General features: G+C 52.9%; 23 protein-coding genes and 1 tRNA gene. 20 read left to right on the forward strand and 4 right to left on the reverse strand.

The annotated features are described in order from the left end of the window. Positions 1–5 precede the first annotated feature (5 nt). The 8 genes from B1757_RS03620 to gatB all read left to right on the forward strand — a co-directional run bounded on the left by B1757_RS03620 (position 6) and on the right by gatB (position 7,784). Positions 6–1,010 (forward strand): lysylphosphatidylglycerol synthase domain-containing protein, encoded by a 1,005-nt coding sequence (locus B1757_RS03620; RefSeq protein ID WP_101537024.1) that lies wholly within the window; start codon positions 6–8, stop codon positions 1,008–1,010. Further along, entirely contained in the window at positions 1,007–1,849 is an 843-nt protein-coding gene (locus B1757_RS03625) for a ferritin-like domain-containing protein (protein ID WP_101537025.1), read from the forward strand. The genes B1757_RS03620 and B1757_RS03625 overlap by 4 nt, the downstream gene beginning before the upstream one ends. Positions 1,850–1,955: 106 nt before the next feature. Further along, positions 1,956–3,059, forward strand: a complete 1,104-nt coding sequence (gene hpnH / locus B1757_RS03630; protein ID WP_101537026.1) for an adenosyl-hopene transferase HpnH — start codon at positions 1,956–1,958, stop codon at positions 3,057–3,059. Positions 3,060–3,107: 48 nt separating this feature from the next. Further along, positions 3,108–3,764, forward strand: a complete 657-nt coding sequence (locus tag B1757_RS03635; protein ID WP_101537027.1) for an ABC transporter substrate-binding protein — start codon at positions 3,108–3,110, stop codon at positions 3,762–3,764. Beyond that, entirely contained in the window at positions 3,764–4,573 is an 810-nt protein-coding gene (locus B1757_RS03640) for an MlaA family lipoprotein (protein ID WP_101537028.1), read from the forward strand. Before B1757_RS03635 ends, B1757_RS03640 begins: the two co-directional genes overlap by 1 nt. 2 nt (positions 4,574–4,575) lie before the next feature. Then, on the forward strand, positions 4,576–4,863 hold the full coding sequence (gene gatC, locus B1757_RS03645) for an Asp-tRNA(Asn)/Glu-tRNA(Gln) amidotransferase subunit GatC (RefSeq protein WP_101537029.1): 288 nt from the start codon (positions 4,576–4,578) through the stop codon (positions 4,861–4,863). Between the two features lie 12 nt (positions 4,864–4,875). Then, positions 4,876–6,348 (forward strand): Asp-tRNA(Asn)/Glu-tRNA(Gln) amidotransferase subunit GatA, encoded by a 1,473-nt coding sequence (gatA, locus tag B1757_RS03650; protein ID WP_101537030.1) that lies wholly within the window; start codon positions 4,876–4,878, stop codon positions 6,346–6,348. Beyond that, a complete protein-coding gene (gatB, locus tag B1757_RS03655) occupies positions 6,345–7,784 on the forward strand; it encodes an Asp-tRNA(Asn)/Glu-tRNA(Gln) amidotransferase subunit GatB (RefSeq protein ID WP_253253691.1) in 1,440 nt (479 codons plus the stop codon). The genes gatA and gatB overlap by 4 nt, the downstream gene beginning before the upstream one ends. Positions 7,785–7,863: 79 nt before the next feature. Here gatB and B1757_RS03660 read toward each other — a convergent pair whose 3' ends face one another. After that, a complete protein-coding gene (locus B1757_RS03660) occupies positions 7,864–8,415 on the reverse strand; it encodes an SCP2 sterol-binding domain-containing protein (RefSeq protein WP_101537031.1) in 552 nt (183 codons plus the stop codon). Positions 8,416–8,624: 209 nt separating this feature from the next. Between B1757_RS03660 and B1757_RS03665 the strand changes: the two genes are divergently transcribed. Next, positions 8,625–8,714 (forward strand) — tRNA-Ser (locus B1757_RS03665). A 131-nt stretch (positions 8,715–8,845) separates the two neighbouring features. On the opposite strand, the gene B1757_RS03670 is transcribed toward B1757_RS03665, so the two are convergent. After that, complete coding sequence (locus B1757_RS03670) at positions 8,846–9,190, reverse strand: winged helix-turn-helix transcriptional regulator (protein ID WP_253253692.1); 345 nt, start codon at positions 9,188–9,190, stop codon at positions 8,846–8,848. A 93-nt stretch (positions 9,191–9,283) separates the two neighbouring features. Here B1757_RS03670 and B1757_RS03675 point away from each other — a divergent pair, with 93 nt between their 5' ends. Together B1757_RS03675 and wrbA are read left to right on the forward strand one after the other, a co-directional pair. Next, a complete protein-coding gene (locus B1757_RS03675; RefSeq protein WP_101537033.1) occupies positions 9,284–10,123 on the forward strand; it encodes a pirin family protein in 840 nt (279 codons plus the stop codon). A gap of 27 nt (positions 10,124–10,150) precedes the next feature. Beyond that, the gene (gene wrbA / locus B1757_RS03680) at positions 10,151–10,756 is read left to right on the forward strand and encodes an NAD(P)H:quinone oxidoreductase (RefSeq protein WP_101537034.1); all 606 of its coding nucleotides are present in this window, start codon (positions 10,151–10,153) and stop codon (positions 10,754–10,756) included. A gap of 266 nt (positions 10,757–11,022) precedes the next feature. Here the strand turns inward: wrbA and B1757_RS03685 are convergent, their stop codons facing one another. Continuing rightward, positions 11,023–11,556, reverse strand: a complete 534-nt coding sequence (locus B1757_RS03685) for a glutathione peroxidase (RefSeq protein ID WP_253253693.1) — start codon at positions 11,554–11,556, stop codon at positions 11,023–11,025. Further along, positions 11,553–12,299, reverse strand: a complete 747-nt coding sequence (locus B1757_RS03690; protein ID WP_143484208.1) for a PilZ domain-containing protein — start codon at positions 12,297–12,299, stop codon at positions 11,553–11,555. Before B1757_RS03690 ends, B1757_RS03685 begins: the two co-directional genes overlap by 4 nt. Before the next feature lie 316 nt (positions 12,300–12,615). Here B1757_RS03690 and B1757_RS03695 point away from each other — a divergent pair, with 316 nt between their 5' ends. From B1757_RS03695 to soxZ, 9 genes are all read left to right on the forward strand, one after another. Then, a complete protein-coding gene (locus tag B1757_RS03695; RefSeq protein WP_101537036.1) occupies positions 12,616–13,584 on the forward strand; it encodes a cytochrome c oxidase subunit II in 969 nt (322 codons plus the stop codon). A 29-nt stretch (positions 13,585–13,613) separates the two neighbouring features. Next, complete coding sequence (locus B1757_RS03700; RefSeq protein ID WP_101537037.1) at positions 13,614–15,764, forward strand: cbb3-type cytochrome c oxidase subunit I; 2,151 nt, start codon at positions 13,614–13,616, stop codon at positions 15,762–15,764. Between the two features lie 67 nt (positions 15,765–15,831). Beyond that, positions 15,832–16,470: a cytochrome c oxidase subunit 3 gene (locus tag B1757_RS03705; RefSeq protein WP_101537038.1), complete on the forward strand. Its 639-nt coding sequence runs from the start codon at positions 15,832–15,834 to the stop codon at positions 16,468–16,470. Next, positions 16,467–16,832, forward strand: a complete 366-nt coding sequence (locus B1757_RS03710) for a cytochrome o ubiquinol oxidase subunit IV (protein WP_101537039.1) — start codon at positions 16,467–16,469, stop codon at positions 16,830–16,832. Before B1757_RS03705 ends, B1757_RS03710 begins: the two co-directional genes overlap by 4 nt. A 10-nt stretch (positions 16,833–16,842) precedes the next feature. Further along, positions 16,843–17,793 (forward strand): cytochrome C oxidase assembly protein, encoded by a 951-nt coding sequence (locus B1757_RS03715; RefSeq protein ID WP_172437584.1) that lies wholly within the window; start codon positions 16,843–16,845, stop codon positions 17,791–17,793. A 21-nt stretch (positions 17,794–17,814) separates the two neighbouring features. Next, positions 17,815–18,813 carry a heme o synthase gene (locus tag B1757_RS03720; RefSeq protein ID WP_172437585.1) on the forward strand — a complete coding sequence of 333 codons (999 nt, stop codon included), beginning with the start codon at positions 17,815–17,817 and terminating at the stop codon, positions 18,811–18,813. A gap of 379 nt (positions 18,814–19,192) precedes the next feature. Beyond that, the gene (locus tag B1757_RS03725; protein ID WP_101537040.1) at positions 19,193–19,705 is read left to right on the forward strand and encodes a DUF302 domain-containing protein; all 513 of its coding nucleotides are present in this window, start codon (positions 19,193–19,195) and stop codon (positions 19,703–19,705) included. Positions 19,706–19,740: 35 nt separating this feature from the next. After that, positions 19,741–20,244, forward strand: a complete 504-nt coding sequence (gene soxY, locus B1757_RS03730) for a thiosulfate oxidation carrier protein SoxY (protein WP_101537041.1) — start codon at positions 19,741–19,743, stop codon at positions 20,242–20,244. Between the two features lie 44 nt (positions 20,245–20,288). After that, positions 20,289–20,618: a thiosulfate oxidation carrier complex protein SoxZ gene (gene soxZ, locus B1757_RS03735; protein ID WP_253253694.1), complete on the forward strand. Its 330-nt coding sequence runs from the start codon at positions 20,289–20,291 to the stop codon at positions 20,616–20,618. The last annotated feature ends 7 nt before the right edge of the window (positions 20,619–20,625 follow it).

Raw genomic sequence — 20,625 nt, forward strand, 5'->3', positions numbered from 1 at the left:
GGCAGATGGCTTTTATTTTGCTCTCAGGGGTATTGGGGCTGGCTCTCGCTGTATATCTGGTGCTCCATGCTGGCCTGATAGGGATCATGGCCTTGCTGGCTGTCGCTGGCTGGAGCTTGCTGTGGCTTGTACCCTTTCATTTGCTGCCCTTGGCACTGGATACCTTGAGCTGGAAATGGCTGCTCAGTAGCGAGTCCCGTGCCCGCTTTGGATTGCTGCTCTGGGTAGCATTAGTGCGTGAATCGGTGAATAGTCTGCTCCCCGTAGCCCGTGTCGGTGGTGAACTGCTGGGTATTCGTCTGCTTGCGCAACATGGGCTCTCTCCTTACGTGGCGGGTGCCAGTATCATGGTAGAGGTCACTCTGACCCTGTTGAGTCAGGTGCTGTTTACCTTGCTGGGCATCGTCGTCTTGATGGTTGCACTCACTAATCACTTGCTAGTTCTGGAGGTTTTGGGGGTATTGTTTCTGTCATTACCGGTGTTAGGTGTTTTTTACTGGTTACAAAAGCACAAGGGACTGTTCTGCTTGTTGCAGTTGATCGGAAAAAAACTACTGGGTGGCTATGATCTGTTGGGGAATATAACTGATCCGACATTGCTGGATGCTGAGATCCGGACCTTGTATGGCAGGGGATGGTCGCTGCTCGTGGCCAATTTCTGGCAACTGTCGAGTTTTCTGGCAGGAACCGCAGAGGTGTGGGTGACTTTCCAGTTGCTCCATCATCCCATCCCTTTCTGGGCAGCCTTGCTGCTGGAAAGTCTGGGACAGGCCTTGCGCAGTGCCGCTTTTTTGGTTCCTGGAGGCATAGGCGTTCAGGAAGGTGGGTTCGTCCTGCTAGGCAGCTTCATGGGCATCGGGCCGGACCTGGCCCTGGCCTACGCCTTGGCGCGGCGCTTGCGGGAACTGTTCCTGGGTATTCCGGTGCTCTTGTCATGGTCCATATCAGAGGGTCATTATATGCGCCGGCGATGGTTGAGAATTCCAAGTGGTGAAGAGGGGGTTTCATGACGGCAGCAGCCTTAGAACTGGGTTCTGAGCAACATCGAGATTTGTTTTGTCAGTTCATGCATGACACGCATGTGCATTTTGATCCTAAAAACATGCCCTGGCCTGAACTGGATGCGGCTGCGGAACAGCGGGTCAAGTCCTTGCCTTTCTGGGGCGAGGCGGTGGCAACGGAAAGTGTGACTGCGCGTATGGTCCAGAGTATGGCCGAGCGGGAACCGGACCCGGTGGTGCGCGCTGCGGTGGCTCTGGATGGTCGTGAGGAGCAGCGCCATTCGGAACTGCTCCAGGCGTTGGTATCCCATTATAATATCCAGATTCCACCTTCCCCGCCGCCGCCGCCCCTGCGGGATCCCTATTGGGAGTTTTTATACACGGGTTACGGGGAATGTCTGGACTCTTATTTTGCTTTTGGGTTGTTTGCCGCTGCGAAAAAATCCGGGTTTTTCCCTCCGGATTTGGTCGATATATTTGAGCCAGTGATGCAGGAAGAAGCCCGACATATTATTTTTTTCATCAACTGGTTGAAATGGCATCGCCGGCGCCTGCCCTTCTGGAAAAAAATCGTGCTGGAATATCAGCGTATTCAGGTAATTGCCATGCAAGCCTGGGCGCGTATTCAGACGGCTCGGGGGCTGAATGATCATCAGGAAGAAAATTTTACCATGACCGGTCATGAGCAGGTCAGCAGCGATATCAATCTGACCCAGTTACTGGCTTTGTGCCGGGCCGAAAATGAGCGGCGCTTTGCCGCTTATGATGCCCGTCTATTACGACCGAAGCTGGCGCCAAGGCTTGCCAATTTCCTGTTTTTCTTTCTTTCGCGCGGGAAAACCGCCTAATTTCTGTTGCGCTTGTCCCACATACGCTTTGGTATGTTATACTTGATGGAATTATGCGGTTTGTTGTTCACCAGTTTTAGGGCCGTCAGGCGGGGGTGTTAATATTATGGGTGTTCCTTTGATTCAGAGCTATAAGGTCGGTCGCTACATCATTTCGCAAAAATTGCGGGGGCGTAAGCGTTACCCTTTGGTGCTGATGCTGGAGCCGCTGTTCCGTTGCAATCTGGCTTGTGCCGGTTGTGGAAAAATTGATTATCCGGATGATGTACTTGATAAGCGCCTGTCTGTGGAAGAATGCATTGGTGCTGCCGAAGAGTGTGGTGCGCCCATTATTTCCATTGCGGGTGGTGAGCCTCTGATTCACAAGGATATGCCGGAAGTCGTCAAAGGCCTGGTCGAACGTAAGCGCTTTGTTTACCTGTGTACCAATGCGCTGCTCCTGAAAAAGCGTATGGATGACTATGCACCGTCACCGTATCTGACCTTTTCCGTGCATCTGGATGGCAATGAACACCGGCATGATGATTCTGTGTGTCAGCCGGGTACCTACAAGCGTGCGGCGGCAGCTATCCAGGAAGCCGTTGAAAAGGGGTTTCGGGTGACGGTGAACTGCACGCTGTTTCAGGGCGAAGGTGCGGAAGAAGTGGCCAACTTTTTGGACGATTGCAAGGCGCTCGGTGTAGAGGGGGTGACCATTTCTCCCGGATTCAACTATGAGCGCGCCCCTCAGCAGGAAGTGTTCATTCAACGCCGGGCCTCCCGGCAATTGTTCCGGGATATTTTCCGGATCGGCAAGGAACGCAAGGCCAAATGGACATTTAATCAGTCCAGTTTGTTCCTGGATTTTCTGGCCGGTAATCAGAACTATCAATGTACGCCTTGGGGGAATCCTACCCGCAATATTTTTGGTTGGCAGAAACCCTGTTATCTGCTGGTCAGTGAAGGGTATGCCCAAACTTATAAGGAAATGATGGAGACAACGCCCTGGGATCAGTACGGCGTGGGCGTGAACCGTAAGTGCGATCAGTGCCAGGTACATTCGGGTTTTGAGCCGACGGCGGTCAATGATACTTTTGCCCATCCATTGCGTGCTCTGAAAGTGGCTTTGCGCGGACCGCGTACGGAAGGACCGATGGCCCCGGATATGCCGACCATGCCACCCTCTCAAGGACCCAATCATCCGGTATTTCCGTTGCGGGTGGAACGATAAGTAGCAACTGATGGTCTTTGTATGACCATATAGAAAAGGAGAATCATAATGTTCTTGAAAAAAAATGTGCTGCTTACCGCCGTTTTCGCCATGTCGATGGCTCCATTGTTGCCTGCCTGGGCAGGCACAGCGGCCGAGACTGCGCCCCATACTGCAGCAGTAAAGGCGATGACACCTCAAGCTACCATTGATTCCTTGGACGCTGCTTTGCTCAAGGCGATGCATGGCGGAAGTAAAATTGGCTATCATGGCCGCTATGCCATCATTTCTCCGGTGGTTCGTCAGGTCTATGATTTCACAAGAATTGCGCATCTGACCTTGGGAGACACTTGGACCAAACTGAGTTCGGCGCAGCAGAAAGCTTTTGTGGAGGTGCTGGCAGATTATACGGCGGCTACCTATGCAGCCCGTTTCAATAATTATGCCGGGGAGCATTTTGCGGTAGTGAGCAGCCAAAATATGCAGCCTGGCACCGAAGGGGTATTTAGCACGCTCACCATGCACAATGGCAAGGTCCATCGCTTTGACTATTTGTTGCAGCAGCAGGATGGGCATTGGCGTATTGTCAATGTTGTGGCAGATGGCGTCAGTGATCTCTCCCTGAAGCGGGCAGAATATACAGAAACCATCAAAAGTAAGGGGTTTGCAGCTTTGGTAGCCCATTTGAAAGCGCAAATTGCCGGCTACGCTAACGGTAGGTCCTGATGAGTCACCGGGGCTTTCTGCTGGGCACTGCTTTTGCCGCTGGGGTGTTGGCGATATCGGGTTGTGCCACCGTGCATGGTCCGGGTTCCGCAGCGTCGACGCCGAGTCGGCCCCCGCTGCAGGCCTTCAATCATACCATGTTCCACTTGAACATGGGTCTTTATGATTATGTGCTGGAGCCCGTTTCCACAGGCTACAAGGCGGTCACCCCGGGATTTGTACGCACGGGTGTCAGTAATGTATTTTCCAATGTCGGCATGCCCTATATTTTTATTAATGACTTCCTGCAAGGGCGGGTTCAGCAGGGCATGGAGGATATGAGCCGTTTTCTGGTGAACTCCGTGTTTGGTCTGGGTGGCTTGTTTGATGTGGCCGACAAGCTGGATCTCCCTACGCACGATAACAGTCTGGGAGTAACGCTAGGCGTGTGGGGCGTGCCCCAGGGTCCCTATCTGGTATTGCCCTTTTATGGCCCCAGCTCCTTACGCAGCCTGCCCGGTCTCGCTATGGTCATGTTTACCGGACCCGCTTACTATGTCACCAGCACGCCGGCCAAATATGCACTGTCTGGTATGGGTATTATTAATACTGGCTACGTGGATGGACCAAAAATTCGCATGGTTCAGGAAGCCGTTAATCCGTATCAGTTCATGCGCAATGCCTGGGAGCAGCATGAACAGTATCTGATCAGTGGTGGAATGGTGAGTAAAAGTCAGTTGCTGGAAGGCTTGTCCCTGCCTCCGGCGGCTTCTCCCGAAACTCCGTCTGCTGCGACTGAATCTTCACCCCAGAAGCAAGGGAAGCATTAAATATGGCATTTGATCAGGATGCGGTGCGCCGTACTGCCCATCTGGCGCGCATGGCCTTACCTCAAGAGGAGGTGCCTGCGGTGGCCGGACAGTTGGAAAAAATCATGACGATGGTAGAAGCGTTGCGTGCGATTCCTACCGAGGGAGTCATGCCCATGGCGCATCCTCTCGATCTGGAGCAAGCACTGCGGCCCGATCAGATAGCCAACGCCGATCAACGGCAACGTCTGATGGCCAGTGCCCCCGCCGCTGAGCATGGGCTTTTTCTCGTCCCCAAAGTCATCGAATAACAGGAGCCAGACTTGGATCTCCACCATTTATCCCTGCGCCAACTCCGTGAGGGTCTTCATAACAAAGACTTCTCCGCCCTTGAACTGACCGAGACGCTCTTGCAGCGTATTCGTGCCCTGAATCCGCAACTCAACGCATTTATTACGGTTACGGAAGCGGCGGCACTGGAATCTGCGACTCAAGCAGATGCCCGCCTGGCCAAAGGCGAAGCCGGTGCATTGTTGGGCTTGCCCATGGCCCACAAGGATATTTTTTGCACGGCCGATTTACCCACCACTTGCGGTTCCAAAATGCTGGAAAACTTTGTCGCTCCCTATAGTGCGACGGTTGTCGAGCGCTTGGCTGCGGCAGGGATGGTGATGCTGGGCAAGCTGAACATGGATGAATTTGCCATGGGTTCTTCCAATGAAACCAGTTATTTCGGGCCGGTACGCAATCCCTGGAATGTGGATATGGTACCCGGAGGGTCTTCCGGTGGATCAGCGGCGGCGGTAGCGGCGGGATTGGTGCCGGTGGCAACGGGTACGGACACAGGTGGTTCCATTCGTCAACCTGCCGCCTTGTGTGGCATTACCGGAATCAAGCCGACTTACGGGCGGGTATCGCGCTATGGCATGATTGCCTTTGCCTCCAGTCTGGATCAGGGCGGACCGATGGCCCGTTCTGCGGAGGATTGTGCTTTACTGCTGGATGCCATGGCCGCCCATGATCCTCGGGATTCCACCAGTCATCCTGCGGCTGCCAGTGATTTCTTGCGCGGTCTGGACCGCCCTCTGCAGGGTTTGCGGGTGGGCGTTCCAGAGGAGTTTTTTGGTGAGGGGCTGGATCCAGAAGTGGCTGCTGCTGTGCAGTCGGGTATTGACCAGTTGGCGAAACAAGGGGCATCCATCCAGTCCATTCGCCTGCCCAATAATCCTCATGCCGTGAGCACCTACTATGTGTTGGCGCCGGCCGAAGCTTCCAGCAACTTGTCGCGTTTTGACGGAGTCCGCTACACCCATCGCAGTCAGGCTGTGGAAAATCTGGATGACTTGTACCGCAAGAGTCGCTACGAGGGCTTTGGCGCGGAAGTCCGTCGCCGTATTCTGGTGGGAACCTATGTGCTTTCCGCCGGCTATTACGACGCCTATTATCTCAAGGCCCAGCAGGTACGCAGTCTGATACGCGAAGATTTCCGCCGGGCTTTTGCCGAAGTGGATGTGATTGTTGGTCCGACTACCCCGAGCCCAGCGTTTGGCCTTGGGGCAAAAAACGCTGATCCTATCTCCATGTATCTAGCCGATATTTATACTATAGCGGTCAATCTGGCAGGGATTCCGGCGCTCAGTCTGCCTTGTGGATTCACCCGGTCGGGGCTGCCTATCGGCATGCAATTGATGGGGGATTATTTTGCGGATGATCTGCTGCTCAATGTGGCGCATCGCTACCAGCAGGAAACCGACTGGCATCTGGCGCGACCGACCTTGCAGGCGGGGGAGGCATGAGTATGGATTGGGAAGTGGTGATTGGTCTTGAAGTCCATGCCCAACTGAATACAGCCACCAAAATTTTCTGTGGATGTTCTACAGCTTTTGGCGCGGAGCCCAACAGTCATACTTGTCCGGTTTGTCTGGCGATGCCGGGTGCTCTGCCGGTTTTGAATGCGGCGGCGGTGGACAAGGCGATTGCCCTGGGGTTGGCTATTGGGGCACAGCTCAACCGGAAAAGCATATTTGCCCGCAAAAATTATTTTTACCCCGATTTGCCCAAGGGTTATCAGATCAGTCAGTACGAGCTGCCGGTGGTCGGGCAGGGACAGTTGATGGTGCAGATGGCCGATGGCACGGAAAAGGTCATCGGGGTGACCCGAGCCCATCTCGAAGAAGATGCCGGTAAATCCTTGCATGAAGCTTTTGTCGGTCAGTCGGGCATTGATCTGAATCGCGCCGGTACGCCTTTGCTGGAAATTGTCTCCGAGCCTGATATGCGTTCTTCGGCGGAAGCAGTGGCTTATCTGAAAAAGCTGCATGCCCTGGTGCGCTATCTGGAAATTTGTGACGGAAACATGCAGGAAGGCTCCTTTCGCTGCGATGCCAATGTTTCCTTGCGCCGTCCCGGCGCGCCTTTTGGGACCCGGGCGGAAATCAAAAATCTGAATTCTTTCCGCTTTCTGGAAAAAGCCATTGAATACGAAATCCTGCGGCAGAAGGATATTCTCGAAAGTGGTGGCAGTATTGTCCAGGAAACCCGCTTGTATGATGCCAACCGCGATGAAACCCGGTCCATGCGCAGCAAGGAAGAAGCCAACGATTACCGTTACTTTCCTGATCCTGATTTGTTGCCGCTGGTGCTGGATGAGGCACGCATTGAAAAGGTGCGGCAGGGTTTGCCGGAATTACCTGATGCCAAGCGTGCGCGTTTCATGGATCAGTATCAATTGTCTGCCTATGACGCTGGAGTGCTGACGGCCAGTCGTGATCTTGCTGACTACTTCGAAGTGGTGGCGGATGGTGTGGAAGGTAAACTGGCCGCGAACTGGGTCATGGGTGATTTGCTGGGTGCCCTGAACAAGGCGGGTATCGAGATTCAGGAATGTCCTGTGCCTGCCGATAAACTGCGCTTGCTGGTGCAGCGGATTGAAGACAAAACCATTTCCGGGAAAATTGCCAAGGATATTTTCGAGGAAATTTTCCATCAGGGTGGTGAAGTGGATGCCATCATCGATAGCCGTGGGTTACGCCAGATTACCGACGTAACCGCTATTGCGGTGATGGTGGACGCCATTATTTCTGCCAATCCCCAACAGGTAGCGGGTTACCGGGCCGGAAAAGATAAATTGTTGGGCTTTTTTGTAGGGCAGGTGATGAAAGCCAGCCAGGGCAAGGCCAATCCAGACCAGGTCAATGCCTTGTTGCTGGAGCGTCTTCAGAAACCGGATTGAGCTGTTGTCAGGAGATATCCGCTCAAGCAAAAAGGGCGCCTGCAACAGGCGCCCTTTTCAGTATCTTGAATCAGTGTGTTCAGGAAGCCGGAACCGTAGCTGGCACTTCCTTGACCAGTTTCAGGAATTCAGAAAAAGGTCCCATGTTTTCCATGGCTTCCATTTTCGGACCCTTGAAGTTGAGACGACCAAACATCATGGCCATCATGGGTGAACCCATGTGATGCCAGTCGTGGGTAGTAGCCCACATTTTGTAATCATAGTTGTAGTTCAGGTCTGTCACCTTGACGGCTCCGCCATAAATACATTCGGCCTTGCCTTCCTTGGCAGCGATTTCGAGCTGAATGGGAGGGGTGCTTTTCATGCTGGAATCGGAAACTTCCATGACTTTATAACCCTTGCCACCGTTGTTCTTGACCCAGGATCCGGCCAGCTTTTCTGTCAATGTCGGATTGTTGTTCCAGGCGGTACAAAGTTCCTTAGCCCAGGCCGGGGACATGAAAGCTGGGGTTGTTGTCGCGCTTGCAGCGCTACTCTCTGTCGCAGCGGTGTTGGAATCTGCAGCCATTGCCATTGTTGAACCTGCGAGACCCAGTCCCAGAATAGCCACCATCGTCATTTTTTTAAACATCGACCTCTCCTCCGCCATATGATTGCAGCGCTCCCAGTGAGCGTTTCTGGAGTATAGACCGATTTTAGTCTATGGGAACCAAGGTATTTTTAATTTGGTGATAAACAAGTAGAAATTCAGTATATAAGGAATTTTTATTTTTAGCCGTTTCTGCACTGTCATTTCTGCCATTCACATTTTTACAGGCTTTGGGTACACTCCACTGGCACGGAGGTGTGGCAGAGCGGTTGAATGCACCGGTCTTGAAAACCGGCAGGGGTTTACGCCCCTCGTGAGTTCGAATCTCACCGCCTCCGCCAATAAATGAAAGTAACTGTTTGATATATAATATTGGTCTCGAGATTGCCATAGCAAACCGCACCTGGTGTTGATTTATCGCCAGGGAGATGCGGTTCTCATGCTGAACTCGAACGGTCCGTCAACCTGAGCCTCAGCTATCGTTTTGAGGGGCATCCTCGGCAGCCCATTGGCGGGCCAGGGCATCGAGGCCATCCAGAACGCTGCCCAATTGCCGGCCTCTTTCCGTGAGACCGTAACTCACTTCGGGCGGAACCGTCGGACGATAATCCCGGTAGAGGATACCGGCGTCTTCCAGCAAGCGCAGGCGCTGGGTCAGCACCCGTGCCGAAATCTGTCCCAACTGACGTTGCAAGGCGCCGAAACGTAGAGCCCCTTGCGTTCGTAACACCCAAAGGATCTGCGTTGTCCAGGGGCCCATAATCAGGCGTAGCAGGGCATCCATGGGGCATGGATTTTCTTCTCGGGTTTTTCTCATGGTTACTAATCAGTACCTACTTTTATTAAACAAGCAAAGCCCATATTATAAGAAAAACAGGGGGCAATCCATACCAGCCCCAAGGAGCTAAGCATGAAAGAAAATTCTCTGCGTGCCATCGAACGTATTGTTCACGGCCGCCCTACCAGTGACGGTGCAGGCGTTCGGTTGATTCGCCTTTTTGATCGGGATTTGCAACGCCGCCTCGATCCCTTTCTGATGCTGGATTTTTTTGGCAGCGAAACGCCCGACGATTACATCGCCGGCTTTCCCGACCATCCGCACCGGGGTTTCGAGACCATTACCTATATGCTGGAGGGTCGCATGCGTCATCGCGACAGCGCCGGCCATGAAGGCCTTCTGGAAACAGGCGGAGTGCAATGGATGACCACCGGACGCGGGGTTATCCATTCCGAGATACCGGAACAGCAGGAAGGGCGGATGGCCGGTTTTCAGCTCTGGCTGAATCTGCCCGCAGCCGACAAGCTCTGTGAACCCTGGTATCAGGACTTCACGGCGGCAGAATTGCCTCACTTTACTTTGAGCAACGGCATCACCGGCATTGTCATTGCCGGAGACAGTCAAGGCGTTATCGGTGCGGTGCAACGACCCATCACCGAGCCTCTGATCCTGGATTTGCACTTGCCTGCCGGGGCACGCTTCGAGCAGGAAATCCCCGCCGATCGCCATGCCTTTCTGGTTCCTTATACCGGCCAGATTCAGGTCTTGGGAAAAAGCCTTTCGGCAGTGCAGCTGGGTATTCTTGGGCCAGGTGAAGCCGTCGCGCTGGAAAGCACCGAAGCCAGCCGGGTATTTCTGGTAGCCGGCAAGGCGCTGGACGAACCTATCGTCCAGCACGGGCCTTTCGTGATGAACGACGAGCAGGGTATCCGGACGGCTCTGGAAGATTTTCGTGCAGGCCGTCTGGCCTGAGTCTTTTCCATTCACAAGGAGTCGAATATGAGCAAGATTTTGGTGCTGTATCATAGTCTTTGGGGGCATGTGGAAAGCCTGGCCGAGGCTGAGGCCGAAGGGGCCCGATCCGTAGCCGGTGTAGAGGTGATCGTTAAACGGATTCCGGAATCCCTGGAAGCAGAGAAACAGGCCGCCATGCACGTCAAGGCCCAGTTGGCGCCCGAAGCCCATCCCCACGAGCTGGGGGACTACGATGCCATACTGTTTGGCACGCCTACCCGTTTTGGCAACATGAGCGGGCAGATGCGTAATTTTCTCGACCGCACCGGCGAGCTTTGGCAAAAGGGCGCTCTGGTGGGCAAAGTGGGCAGCGTTTTCGTCAGCACCGCCACCCAGCATGGCGGGCAGGAGAGTACTATCCTGAGCTTCCATCCCTTCCTGTTCCATCAGGGGATGGTGGTCGTGGGCGTTCCGTACAGTTGCCCGGAACTCAGCAACATGGACGAAATCACCGGGGGCACGCCCTATGGTGCCAGCACCTTGGCCAAGGCCGATGGGAGCCGGCAACCCTCGGCCAATGAGCTGGCCATCGCCCGCTTCCAGGGCCAGCATGTGGCGGAGATTACCCGCAAACTCCATCCTGGGAACTAAAGCCCCCATCAAGTACTGACGGCAGCATCATCCATGGAGCACAATCAGAATGATGCTGCCATTCCAGAGCAGGTACTGCAAGCGGCCTGCATTTATGATGGCACCTGATTTTTCCTCTGAAATTACAGTAATGTTTCAAGCTTTCAGCGGTAATTAGCCGTAGGCTGCCAAAACGCAAGGGCCGACTGTGGAATTCTTCTCGCTAACGGGTTATGGGGCTGACGACGGGTATGCTGGTACTTTGTGGAGGAATGCTGGACGGACTTTCAGTGCCTGTCACGTAAGGCTTTTTCTATGACCTGGCGCAGCTTCTCGGGCTTTTTGGACGAAGCATAGCGGCCGATGATCTTGCCCTTGCGGTCCAGCAGAAATTTAGTGAAATTCCAGCGAATTTTAGGGCCTAGCAGTCCCGGGCGGGATTTGCTCAGCCATTGATAAAGTGGATGAGCAAGTGGTCCATTGACGTCGATTTTTTCGAACAGTGGGAATTGCACATCAAAACGCTGGGTACAAAATTGCAGAATGTCGGAGTTATCTGCTGGTTCCTGATGTCCGAACTGGTCGCAGGGAAAGGCCAGTACCGTAAATCCCCGGGACGCATAATCACGGTATAAGTCATTCAATCCCGCATATTGGGGCGTAAAACCGCAGGCGCTGGCGGTGTTGACAATTAAAACCACTTGCCCCTGAAATTGAGAAAAGGGGATGATTTCGCCACTGATGCTCCGTCCTTGCATGGCATAAAATGGGCTCATTGTGGTGTTTTGCTCCAGATCGATAAATCCCGAATGATTGCTCATTGAATGGCTTCTATACTGCCCTCCAAAAAATGCGCCAGACTTTGGGCATGTTCGGCATCAGTGAAAATGAAGGCAAAGCCCAGTAGGGCAAATCCTTTGCCGGGCACGCTGACACTGTCGGAATTTTCAGGATCCTGGGTGATGAGTGCCGAGCGCCGCAATTCCGCCAGGCCGCGCCAGCGGGTGTGGTCAGATTTGAGCAGGATGATATCTCCCTGTTCATGCAGGCGCAGGTCGAGGCTGCCGTCATCATAAGCGGCCATATGCATTCCCCCCAGAAATCCTCCATAACTGATATCCATGACCTGTCCATAGATGGGTTCATTTTTTTGCGCATTGGTCCAGAAGGCCGTCATATTCACCGTCAGACCGAAGCGTTCATTTTTTCTGGCATTGCGGATCCATACTTGTTGGGGATAGTCAATATGCATGCCAGTGGCATCCAACAAGCGGATGGTAGAGAGAAAGCCCAGAGACTGGTCAGGCCCGTAATAGACGCAGAGCACTTTTTCGCCGATTTGACCGATCAGCATGCGAGATTCAGCGGCTTTGATCAGTATGGCGCTGGCTGTCATTTTGCCCAGCAGGATCTGATGGGTGAGGGCGCTTTGTTCGCGAAAAAGGGTCAGACGTTTTTTTTGCAGCCGTAAATCAATCAACAGCTCCGGTATTTCTTTGGCTTCTACCTGGATCCAGGATAGAAACAGTTCCTGGGCATGCTCGTAAAGTGGTTTTTTGATCATGGCCAACCCTTTTTTGTAGTGATCAGCATACCATGATTTGCAGGTTTGGGGATGCGTTAGTTCAGACATTAATAATATAACTAATCAATAATATTAAATTTATCCATCTTTTATAAATCATAGAGCCTCATAGATTTTTTATTGTTGTTCTACAGTAGATAGTAATGTATATATCGCATAACACTATCCAATATAAAAGAGATGGTGTCGGAAGTATCGGATAATGATTTGCACAATCCGTTGATAATAATAATTTTTATGGAATATCAATTCATTATCGTCTGCTAATAAATGCCTCATTGAAGGAGAGGTGCATATGTTGCATAAAATGAAATACATCCGCTGGCGGTACTGGATGTTTGCTCCCTTGCTACTGTTATTGAATGGCTGCGCAAAACATTCAGCCTGGTGGATTTTTGATCCCAAGGGTATTGGTGCCCATGCGAGCTTCATCTACATGATGGTTGACGTGGGAGTCATGCTCAGCATCGTTGGTATTACGGCAATTTTGATTGTCTGGTTCATGTGGAGGTATCAGAAAGGAAAAAATCGGGGTGCCTATGATGGCAAATGGGAGCATTCCAACAAGCTGGAGTTGGCTTTCTGGGGTATTCCCATTGTGGCTGTGGCTTTCTTGTCGTGGGCGGTGGCCGTGCATGGCAGCTTTGCGGTCAATCCCTACAATCCTACGGTCATTACCAAGCATATGAAATCCAAAGGTGATCCCATTGATATTGATGTGATTGCTACGGATTGGCAGTGGTTATTCATCTATCCCCAGTTTCATAACATGGCGATAGCGAATGAGCTGGTGGTGCCTGCGCATACGCCGGTATTTTTCAAGCTGACGTCTACGGCAGTGACAACTGATTTTTTTGTACCGCAACTGGTGGGCATGATTGATGTCATGCCGGGCATGCGTACCAAGGATGCGTTGGAAAGCGATCATCTTGGCACCTATCAGGGAATCGCCGCCGATTATTGTGGGGCGGGTATGTCCTGGATGCTTTTCAAAACCCATGTGGTCAGCATGGCGGACTTCCAGAAATGGGCCAAAGGCGTCGAAAGTAGCCCTCATACCATGGATTACGCGCAATTTAATCGTTTTGCGAAGCCCTATATTAATGTTCATAACAAAACCCCGGTTTATGGGCATGTGGAAAAAGGTCTGTTTAATCATCTGCTACTGGAAGTCATGAATGGTAAGAAGTGGCCGCTACCCATGTTTATGACAGAAAACATGTTCCACTACTTAAAGTTGCAGGCAGCTGAACATCGCGCCTGAAATAAACTGAGCTGCAATGGAGAACTGCTATGCTGGTTAATTTACCTGGACCATGGAGTCCATTTCTGGGACGTCTCGCGCTCTCCGAGATCCCTTATACCAATCCCATTCTGGCGCCCCTGTTTGTGGTGATTGTGCTTGCTGGTATCGCGCTGGTGGCGGGTATTACTTATTACGGCAAGTGGGGATATCTCTGGAAGGAATGGTTTACCACGGTAGATCATAAAAAACTCGGAATTATGTATATCATTCTTGGTTTGATTATGCTGTTTCGAGGATTTATTGATGGTCTGATGATGCGGACGCAGCAGACCCTGGCGGTGGGATCCGGCCATAATGGAATGCCGGTTATGGGGGCCATTCATGGCTACCTGGCGCCCTTTCACTTTGGGCAGATTTACAGTGCCCACGGGTTGATCATGATTCTGCTGGCGGCCACCCCGCTGCTGGTGGGCTTAATGAATATCATCGTTCCCCTGCAGATTGGCGCTCGGGATATGGCTTATCCCTATCTGAATGCTTTGGGTTTGTGGATTACCGCAGCTGCCGTATTCCTGATCATGATTTCCCTGTTTGTAGGAGATTTTTCTCATAATGGTTGGTTTGGCTATGCACCGATTTTCGAGCTGGCTTACAGTCCCGGGGTGGGCGTGGACTACTGGATATGGACCCTGGAGCTGGTGGCCCTGGGCACAACCTTGGGAAGTATCAATTTTCTGGCAACGGTAGTGAAAATGCGGGCGCCCGGCGTGACCTGGACGCGCTTGCCGGTTTTTACCTGGACAGCGGTTTCCGCCAATATTATTGCTTTGACTTCTTTTCCTTGTTTGCAGGTGGCCCTGGCTTTGGTCGGCGCTGATCGTTATCTGGGCACCCATTTTTTCACGGCCGGGTTTGGTGGTAATTTGATGCTTTACACCAATCTGTTCTGGCTGTGGGGTCATCCCGAAGTATATTTTGTGATCTTGCCGGCTTTCGGCATGATTTCAGAGGTGATCCCCACTTTTTCCGAAAAACCCATTTTTGGTTATATCACCATGGTACTGGCTTCTTTTGCCATTGCCGGGGTGTCCTGGATCGTCTGGTTACATCACTTTTTTACCATGGGTATGGGGCCTTATGTCAGTACCGAGTTCAGCGTGGCGACCATGCTGGTAGGTATCCCGACGGGAGTGAAAGTGTTTAACTGGACTTTCACCATGTATCGTGGACGACTGACGTTTTCCTCGGCCATGATCTGGTCTATTGGTGCACTATTTCTGCTCTTGATTGGTGGTTTGACCGGCATGATGTTATCCATTCCGGCCATCAATTATATGGTCCATAACAGTGTATTTGTGGTGGCCCATTTCCACATGATGTTGCTGTGCATTGTGTATGCCGTGTTCAGTGCCATTATTTTCTGGTTTCCCAAGGTGTTTGGTTTCAAACTCAACGAAGCCTGGGGAAAAATCATGTTCTGGTTATTCAGTGCGGGAACTTTTCTGGTGTTTTTCCCGATGTTCATGCTCGGCTTCATGGGTGAAACCCGGCGTCTGGATTGGCCGTTCAATCTGCAGTGGGCACCCTGGTTTGATGTTCAGGAAGTGGGTATTGCGGTGTATGTGCTTTCAGTACTGGCATTTCTCTGGTTGATTTATGTCAGTATTCGGGATCGCGCTGAGAATCGCGTGGGCGCAGATGCCTGGGGTACTTCCCGTAGTCTGGAATGGATTACCGATTCTCCAGTGCCTTTCTACAATTTTGCCATGGTCCCGCATGTGAATCATCGCGACGAAGCGGCCTGGCGGAGAGAAAACGGGTTTTCCGATAAACGTCCGGAAAAATTTGTAGATATCCATATGCCTAACAATACTCCGGTGGCGATCATTATAGGCGCACTGACTTTTGTGGTCGGGTTCGGTTTAACCTGGCGGATATGGTGGCTGACCGTATTGGCCCTGGTGGTAACGGTGCTGGTCATGATTTACCGTTCGGGTAAGGGCGATCCCGGTTACATCATTTCGGCGGAAGAAATGGCAAAAATGGACCGTGAATCTCGACAGAAAATGGATGACGGTCATGCACATCTTCCCAAGGGCGGTGGTTATACCGGTGGTACGGTAACTGCCTATTCCGCTGGAGCAGGTGACTCTGGATCGTCAGGCACCCCGCCTGGAAATTCCCGGCCGCTATCCTGAATTGTCGACTTGGCGTGACGGCGTTCGTTGCTGTCACGCGTATTTCTCCATTAAAAAGGAGTTGTTTATGAGCTCTGCGCATGACAAGCCCGTGAATCCAGATCAGGTGGTACTGTGGTCGGATGATTATGAGGGGCATGATGTTATTTCGACGCGGACCTTCGGGTTCTGGATGTATATTCTCAGTGACGGGATGTTGTTTGCGACGCTGTTTGCCGCTTACGGCGTGCTGAGTTATTCCCATAGTTATTATACGGGGCCAACGCCTGCCCAGTTTGTGGCGCCCTGGTATACCTTTATCCAAACCATGGCCTTGTTTTTGAGTGTCTTGGCCTATGGCTTTTCCATGGCATCCATGAAAACCGGCAGTAAAGCCGGGGTGATCAATGGGATGATAGCTTCCATGGTTTTAGGGGGCGTGTTTCTTGGTCTCAATATTCATGACGTACTACGCATGATCAGCATGGGGATAACCCCCGAAGTCAGTGGCGGGTTGTCGGCCTTTTATGCGCTGACTCAGGTCCATGCCGCCCATATATTTGTCGGGCTCATCTGGATGCTGGTGATGTTGTATCAAATCCTGAAAAAAGGCTTCACCGAGGATGTGGTGGGCAGACTCATCAGCCTGCGCATGTTCTGGCAATTTCAGGCGGTGATGTGGGTATTTATTTATGTGTTTGTTTATTTGTGGGGGTATATGTCATGAGTCATGGTCACAGCAATCCGCTGCAACATCCGGAAGTACAGATGGCGAGTCGTAGCAGTTATCTGGCAGGATTTGTCATTGCCTCCCTATTGATGCTGGCTGCCACCATTCTGGTAAGTGGCCAGGTACTTGCGCCCTTTGCGCTGTTATTAACCATCATGGGTTGTGCCGGTCTGGCGGCCATCGCCCAGATGTATTTCCTGCTCCACATCGATATTTCTGAACACAATATCTGGAATACGGTGGCTCTGGTCATGTTCATCCCGCTGTTTGTCATTACCATCGGTTTGACCTGGTGGATGTTTTCTCAGTTGTATATGCGGACCATGCCCATGATTCCGGGTATGCCCGGCATGCATTGAGGCGGATCCCATGGACGAGCGCATCGTAAGACAAACTGCCGAACTGGGCGGAGCAGGTGGGGCAGAGCATATTCCCCACGCCATAGAAGGAGAGCTGACCCCGGCGGTACGGCTGATCGGGCGGCTGATCACGCTGCTGCTGCTGTTGTCGGTAGCGGCGGGGCTGTGGCAAGGGTTCAGCAGTCACAGCCTGTTGAACGGGGTGGTGAACGGCCTCAAGGCCAGTGAAGTCGGCTTTGCCATGGTGCTGATCCTGCTGGGCAGTATTGTCGAAGGCTTTGGTTATGGACTGTCTCTAGGGACCAAATGGCCCTACACTCGCAACATTGTGCTATTGATGGTCCGGGGAGACCCTGAAGCCGCCCACCGGGTGGTCGCCACCCTGGTCGGCCTGGTCGCCCTGGCTCTGGTCATTCTTGCCCCCGGCATCAGCACCATCAGCGGTCTGATCCTGATCGTGGTCACCGCCCTTTTTGGCATGGGCACCCTCTACGTCCTCGCCGGCCGGGCCCCGGCCTTTGTGCATGGCACCCATGGCCTGCTGGCCTACGGCGTATTTCTCATCTACCTCACCGGCCTCGCCTATCCCGGCCTCGACTTCTGGACCTATCTTGGCGCCATGGGCGCGCTGCACGCCCTGCTGCTCGCCGTCTTTCTGGGCGGCATGACCACCGGACAACGGGGATTCGGGACCGCCATCGGCGCCTTCGTGCAACCGAAGAAAGTGTCACAGTGGACTGTCGCCGCGCACATCACGGCCGGCCTGCTCCTGGTGGCGACCCTGGGCTACCTGATGCCCGCCTATCCCATCGCCTTTTACCTCGCGGTCGGCCAGTTCGCGGTCGGATTTTTACTTTTTCACGCCGTTAGCCTCAAACCCAAAGACCCCGGCATCATGGTCGCCTTTCACCAGAGCATGGTATTGCTCATGGCCCTGGCCATCGTCCTGGTCTGGCGCTGAGGCACGGTGACAGGAACCCCCATGAAAAGTCACATGATTGCCTCCCCCCCCAACGACCCCGACGGCCTGTTACCCGCCGCCAGCGCTTCCCTGACGGGCACGGTAACCGGCAAGCTGGACCGCCGCAGCGGCAACGGCTTTCAACCCGGTCTCCTGCTCCACGACCTCTGGGTACTGGCCAAAGCCCGGGTCGTCTCCCTGCTGGTATTCACCGCCGCCGTCGGCGAGATTCTCGCCCCCCACGCCCTGATTCACTGGCAGGCCGCCCTGGCCGGACTGCTGGGCATTGCCCTCGCCGGCGGGGCCGGCGGTGTCCTCAACCAGATCGTCGAACCGGACCTCGACCAGCACATGCGCCGCACCCTGCACCGGCCCCTGGCCGAAGGCCGCATCAGCCGCCGGGGCGCCATGCTTTACGCCATGGTACTGATGAGTGCCGCCATTGCCATTCTCGCCTGGGGCACCAACCCCCTGACCCTGGTGCTCACCCTGGCGGGTACCGTCGGCTACGGCGTGGTCTACACCCTCTACCTCAAGCCCAGTACCCCCTGGAACATTGTCTGGGGTGGCCTGGCCGGCGCCTTGCCACCGCTGATTGGCTGGACCGCCATCACCGGCAGCATCGCCGCCCTTCCGGTAGTGCTGGTACTGCTGGTTTTTGTCTGGACCCCCGCGCACTTCTGGCCCCTGGCCATCAACTGCCGGCGCGACTACGCCAAGGCCTGCATTCCCATGCTGCCCTGTACCCACGGCATCGACCGCACCCGCAAGGAAGTACTGAATTACGCCATCCTCACCTGGGGGGTGAGTCTGATCCCGGCCTTGCTCACCGGCGACTGGATTTATGGCGGCATTGCCTGGCTCTCGGGGGCCTGGTTTGTCGGGATGGCCCTGCGCCTCAAGGCCCTGCCCGAAGGCCCGGAAATGGATCAATATGCCCGCAGCATGTTCGCTTATTCCATCTCTTACCTGTTTTTGCTTTATACCGGGCTTATTCTGGGCCGATTGCTGATCGGATGAAGGCCGAGACCGTGCACCTGGCTTGTGCCTCCTGTCTGTGCCCCCTGTCTGTGCATTTAGCGGGACCAAGCCTGACATGCGCTGTGCCATCTGGACCAGGCGATCCTTCAGCCCGGAGGCTATCCCGCATGAGAGGGATGAACCGGGTCTGAACTAGGTCTTGACCAACTCTTTTTTGCTGATTATGTATAACGCAACATCCTGTTTAAAATAACAAAAAAATAAGCAGATGGTATTATCAAGAGTTTTTGGGCTGAGATGAGAATATTCTCGGTTTCTAGGCATACAGTTTGCTACAAACTAATTAGTTTATACATGAAGGCCGTTGTAAAAAGTTCTGGGAAATAATGGTCGAGGTTTTGGAAAGGGGTCCCCAATAATGAAATTTCGTGGAGTAGTTGCGCTGGGTGTGAGTCTGTGCGCAAGTCTGTGGGTCACAGCGGTGGCAAGCCCGGTATATGTGGAAAAAGTAGACATGCCTATGCAAGCCACCATGACGGAAGTGAAAAACGTGCTGCATGATGGCGGTTATAAAATTGTACTTCATCTCAACATCTTGAAGTTGATCAAGGCGCAACAGAAGCAACTTAAAATACCCGATTTCAATGCCCGCAAGTTTACCGACGTGCAGGCGCTGGTGTTTTGTAATCCCTATGACTTCAGCAAACTGCTGAATGCGGACTGGCCTGCTGCTGCAGGTTGTCCGCTCACGCTGGATGTGTTCTCAAAAGGTTCGAACAGCTACATCGTCTATGGGTTACGTGCAGATTTTGCAAATACGCCAGCCTCCAAAAAAATCACCCAATCTTTTGATCAAGCAGTGATCAAGGTGCTTCAGGGAATCCCCATGTCAAGAGAGATCAGCAAAATCCCGGACTTGTCCGGTAAATAATGGAATTGGCTTAAGGCTGCAAAAAGGAGATGTCAATGGAACAAATGAAGAGAAGAAAGTTTTTGGGAATATCCGCAGCGGGTATGGCTGCAGTGGCAGGTTCAAGTGTTCTGATGCCTGCCATTGCCAATGCGGCTAATGTCGCCGGTTGGCCGGCAGCAGCCTTTGATGCCAAGGCGCTGGATGCCGCCATGAAGGACAGTATTGATACGACCTCAGTCAAAGTTTCAACGAAAGTGCATCTGACTGCGCCGACTATTGCCGAGAACGGTGCGGCTGTACCGGTTACTGTCGATGTGGATCATCCGATGACGGCCGATGATTATATTGAGACCGTTTATTTGTATGTGGACCATAATCCTACCCCCTTGGCCAGTGCATTTCATTTCACCGCAAACAGTGGTCAGGCTTATTTCCAGGAACGCATAAAAATGGCTAAAACCGATATGGTCAGAGCGGTCGCTAAAACCAATAAAGGGGTGTTGATGGCCTCCAAACCCCAGGAAGTCAAAGTCACTATCGGTGGGTGTGGCGGTTAAAGCAAAGTTTCTGGCAATAATGATTTGAAGAAGGAGAGTTTATTATGGCAGCAATAGGTAACCCGATGGTTCGGATGGCTTCACATGCCAAAAAGGGACAAGTTGTAGAGGTGCGTTCTTTGATCATGAATCCAATGACGACCGGACTCAGTAAAAACAAGGCAGGCAAATTGATTCCTGCCCATTTTATCCAGACCGTTACGGTCACTTTCAATAAAAAGCCATTATGTAGTGTGGACTGGAGTACTGCGATTAGCGCTAATCCTTATTTGGCTTTCAAAATGCGTGCTGACGAAAGTGGCACTCTGGAAATGACCTGGAAGGACAATACTAATGGTGTCTGGTCCAGCAAGGCGTCCATTACCGTGGCCTAAACGATAG

The organism is Acidithiobacillus marinus, from assembly GCF_002847505.1.
GTDB lineage: Bacteria > Pseudomonadota > Gammaproteobacteria > Acidithiobacillales > Acidithiobacillaceae > Acidithiobacillus > Acidithiobacillus marinus.

What these genes read in the sequence shown, in the direction of transcription:
- B1757_RS03620 (WP_101537024.1), top strand. Translation starts at nt 6, where the DNA reads ATGGCTTTTATTTTGCTCTCAGGGGTATTGGGGCTGGCTCTCGCTGTA.
- B1757_RS03625 (WP_101537025.1), top strand. Translation starts at nt 1,007, where the DNA reads ATGACGGCAGCAGCCTTAGAACTGGGTTCTGAGCAACATCGAGATTTG.
- hpnH (WP_101537026.1), top strand. Translation starts at nt 1,956, where the DNA reads ATGGGTGTTCCTTTGATTCAGAGCTATAAGGTCGGTCGCTACATCATT.
- B1757_RS03635 (WP_101537027.1), top strand. Translation starts at nt 3,108, where the DNA reads ATGTTCTTGAAAAAAAATGTGCTGCTTACCGCCGTTTTCGCCATGTCG.
- B1757_RS03640 (WP_101537028.1), top strand. Translation starts at nt 3,764, where the DNA reads ATGAGTCACCGGGGCTTTCTGCTGGGCACTGCTTTTGCCGCTGGGGTG.
- gatC (WP_101537029.1), top strand. Translation starts at nt 4,576, where the DNA reads ATGGCATTTGATCAGGATGCGGTGCGCCGTACTGCCCATCTGGCGCGC.
- gatB (WP_253253691.1), top strand. Translation starts at nt 6,345, where the DNA reads ATGAGTATGGATTGGGAAGTGGTGATTGGTCTTGAAGTCCATGCCCAA.
- B1757_RS03660 (WP_101537031.1), bottom strand. Translation starts at nt 8,415, where the DNA reads ATGTTTAAAAAAATGACGATGGTGGCTATTCTGGGACTGGGTCTCGCA.
- B1757_RS03670 (WP_253253692.1), bottom strand. Translation starts at nt 9,190, where the DNA reads ATGAGAAAAACCCGAGAAGAAAATCCATGCCCCATGGATGCCCTGCTA.
- B1757_RS03675 (WP_101537033.1), top strand. Translation starts at nt 9,284, where the DNA reads ATGAAAGAAAATTCTCTGCGTGCCATCGAACGTATTGTTCACGGCCGC.
- wrbA (WP_101537034.1), top strand. Translation starts at nt 10,151, where the DNA reads ATGAGCAAGATTTTGGTGCTGTATCATAGTCTTTGGGGGCATGTGGAA.
- B1757_RS03685 (WP_253253693.1), bottom strand. Translation starts at nt 11,556, where the DNA reads ATGAGCAATCATTCGGGATTTATCGATCTGGAGCAAAACACCACAATG.
- B1757_RS03690 (WP_143484208.1), bottom strand. Translation starts at nt 12,299, where the DNA reads ATGATCAAAAAACCACTTTACGAGCATGCCCAGGAACTGTTTCTATCC.
- B1757_RS03695 (WP_101537036.1), top strand. Translation starts at nt 12,616, where the DNA reads ATGTTGCATAAAATGAAATACATCCGCTGGCGGTACTGGATGTTTGCT.
- B1757_RS03700 (WP_101537037.1), top strand. Translation starts at nt 13,614, where the DNA reads ATGCTGGTTAATTTACCTGGACCATGGAGTCCATTTCTGGGACGTCTC.
- B1757_RS03705 (WP_101537038.1), top strand. Translation starts at nt 15,832, where the DNA reads ATGAGCTCTGCGCATGACAAGCCCGTGAATCCAGATCAGGTGGTACTG.
- B1757_RS03710 (WP_101537039.1), top strand. Translation starts at nt 16,467, where the DNA reads ATGAGTCATGGTCACAGCAATCCGCTGCAACATCCGGAAGTACAGATG.
- B1757_RS03715 (WP_172437584.1), top strand. Translation starts at nt 16,843, where the DNA reads ATGGACGAGCGCATCGTAAGACAAACTGCCGAACTGGGCGGAGCAGGT.
- B1757_RS03720 (WP_172437585.1), top strand. Translation starts at nt 17,815, where the DNA reads ATGAAAAGTCACATGATTGCCTCCCCCCCCAACGACCCCGACGGCCTG.
- B1757_RS03725 (WP_101537040.1), top strand. Translation starts at nt 19,193, where the DNA reads ATGAAATTTCGTGGAGTAGTTGCGCTGGGTGTGAGTCTGTGCGCAAGT.
- soxY (WP_101537041.1), top strand. Translation starts at nt 19,741, where the DNA reads ATGGAACAAATGAAGAGAAGAAAGTTTTTGGGAATATCCGCAGCGGGT.
- soxZ (WP_253253694.1), top strand. Translation starts at nt 20,289, where the DNA reads ATGGCAGCAATAGGTAACCCGATGGTTCGGATGGCTTCACATGCCAAA.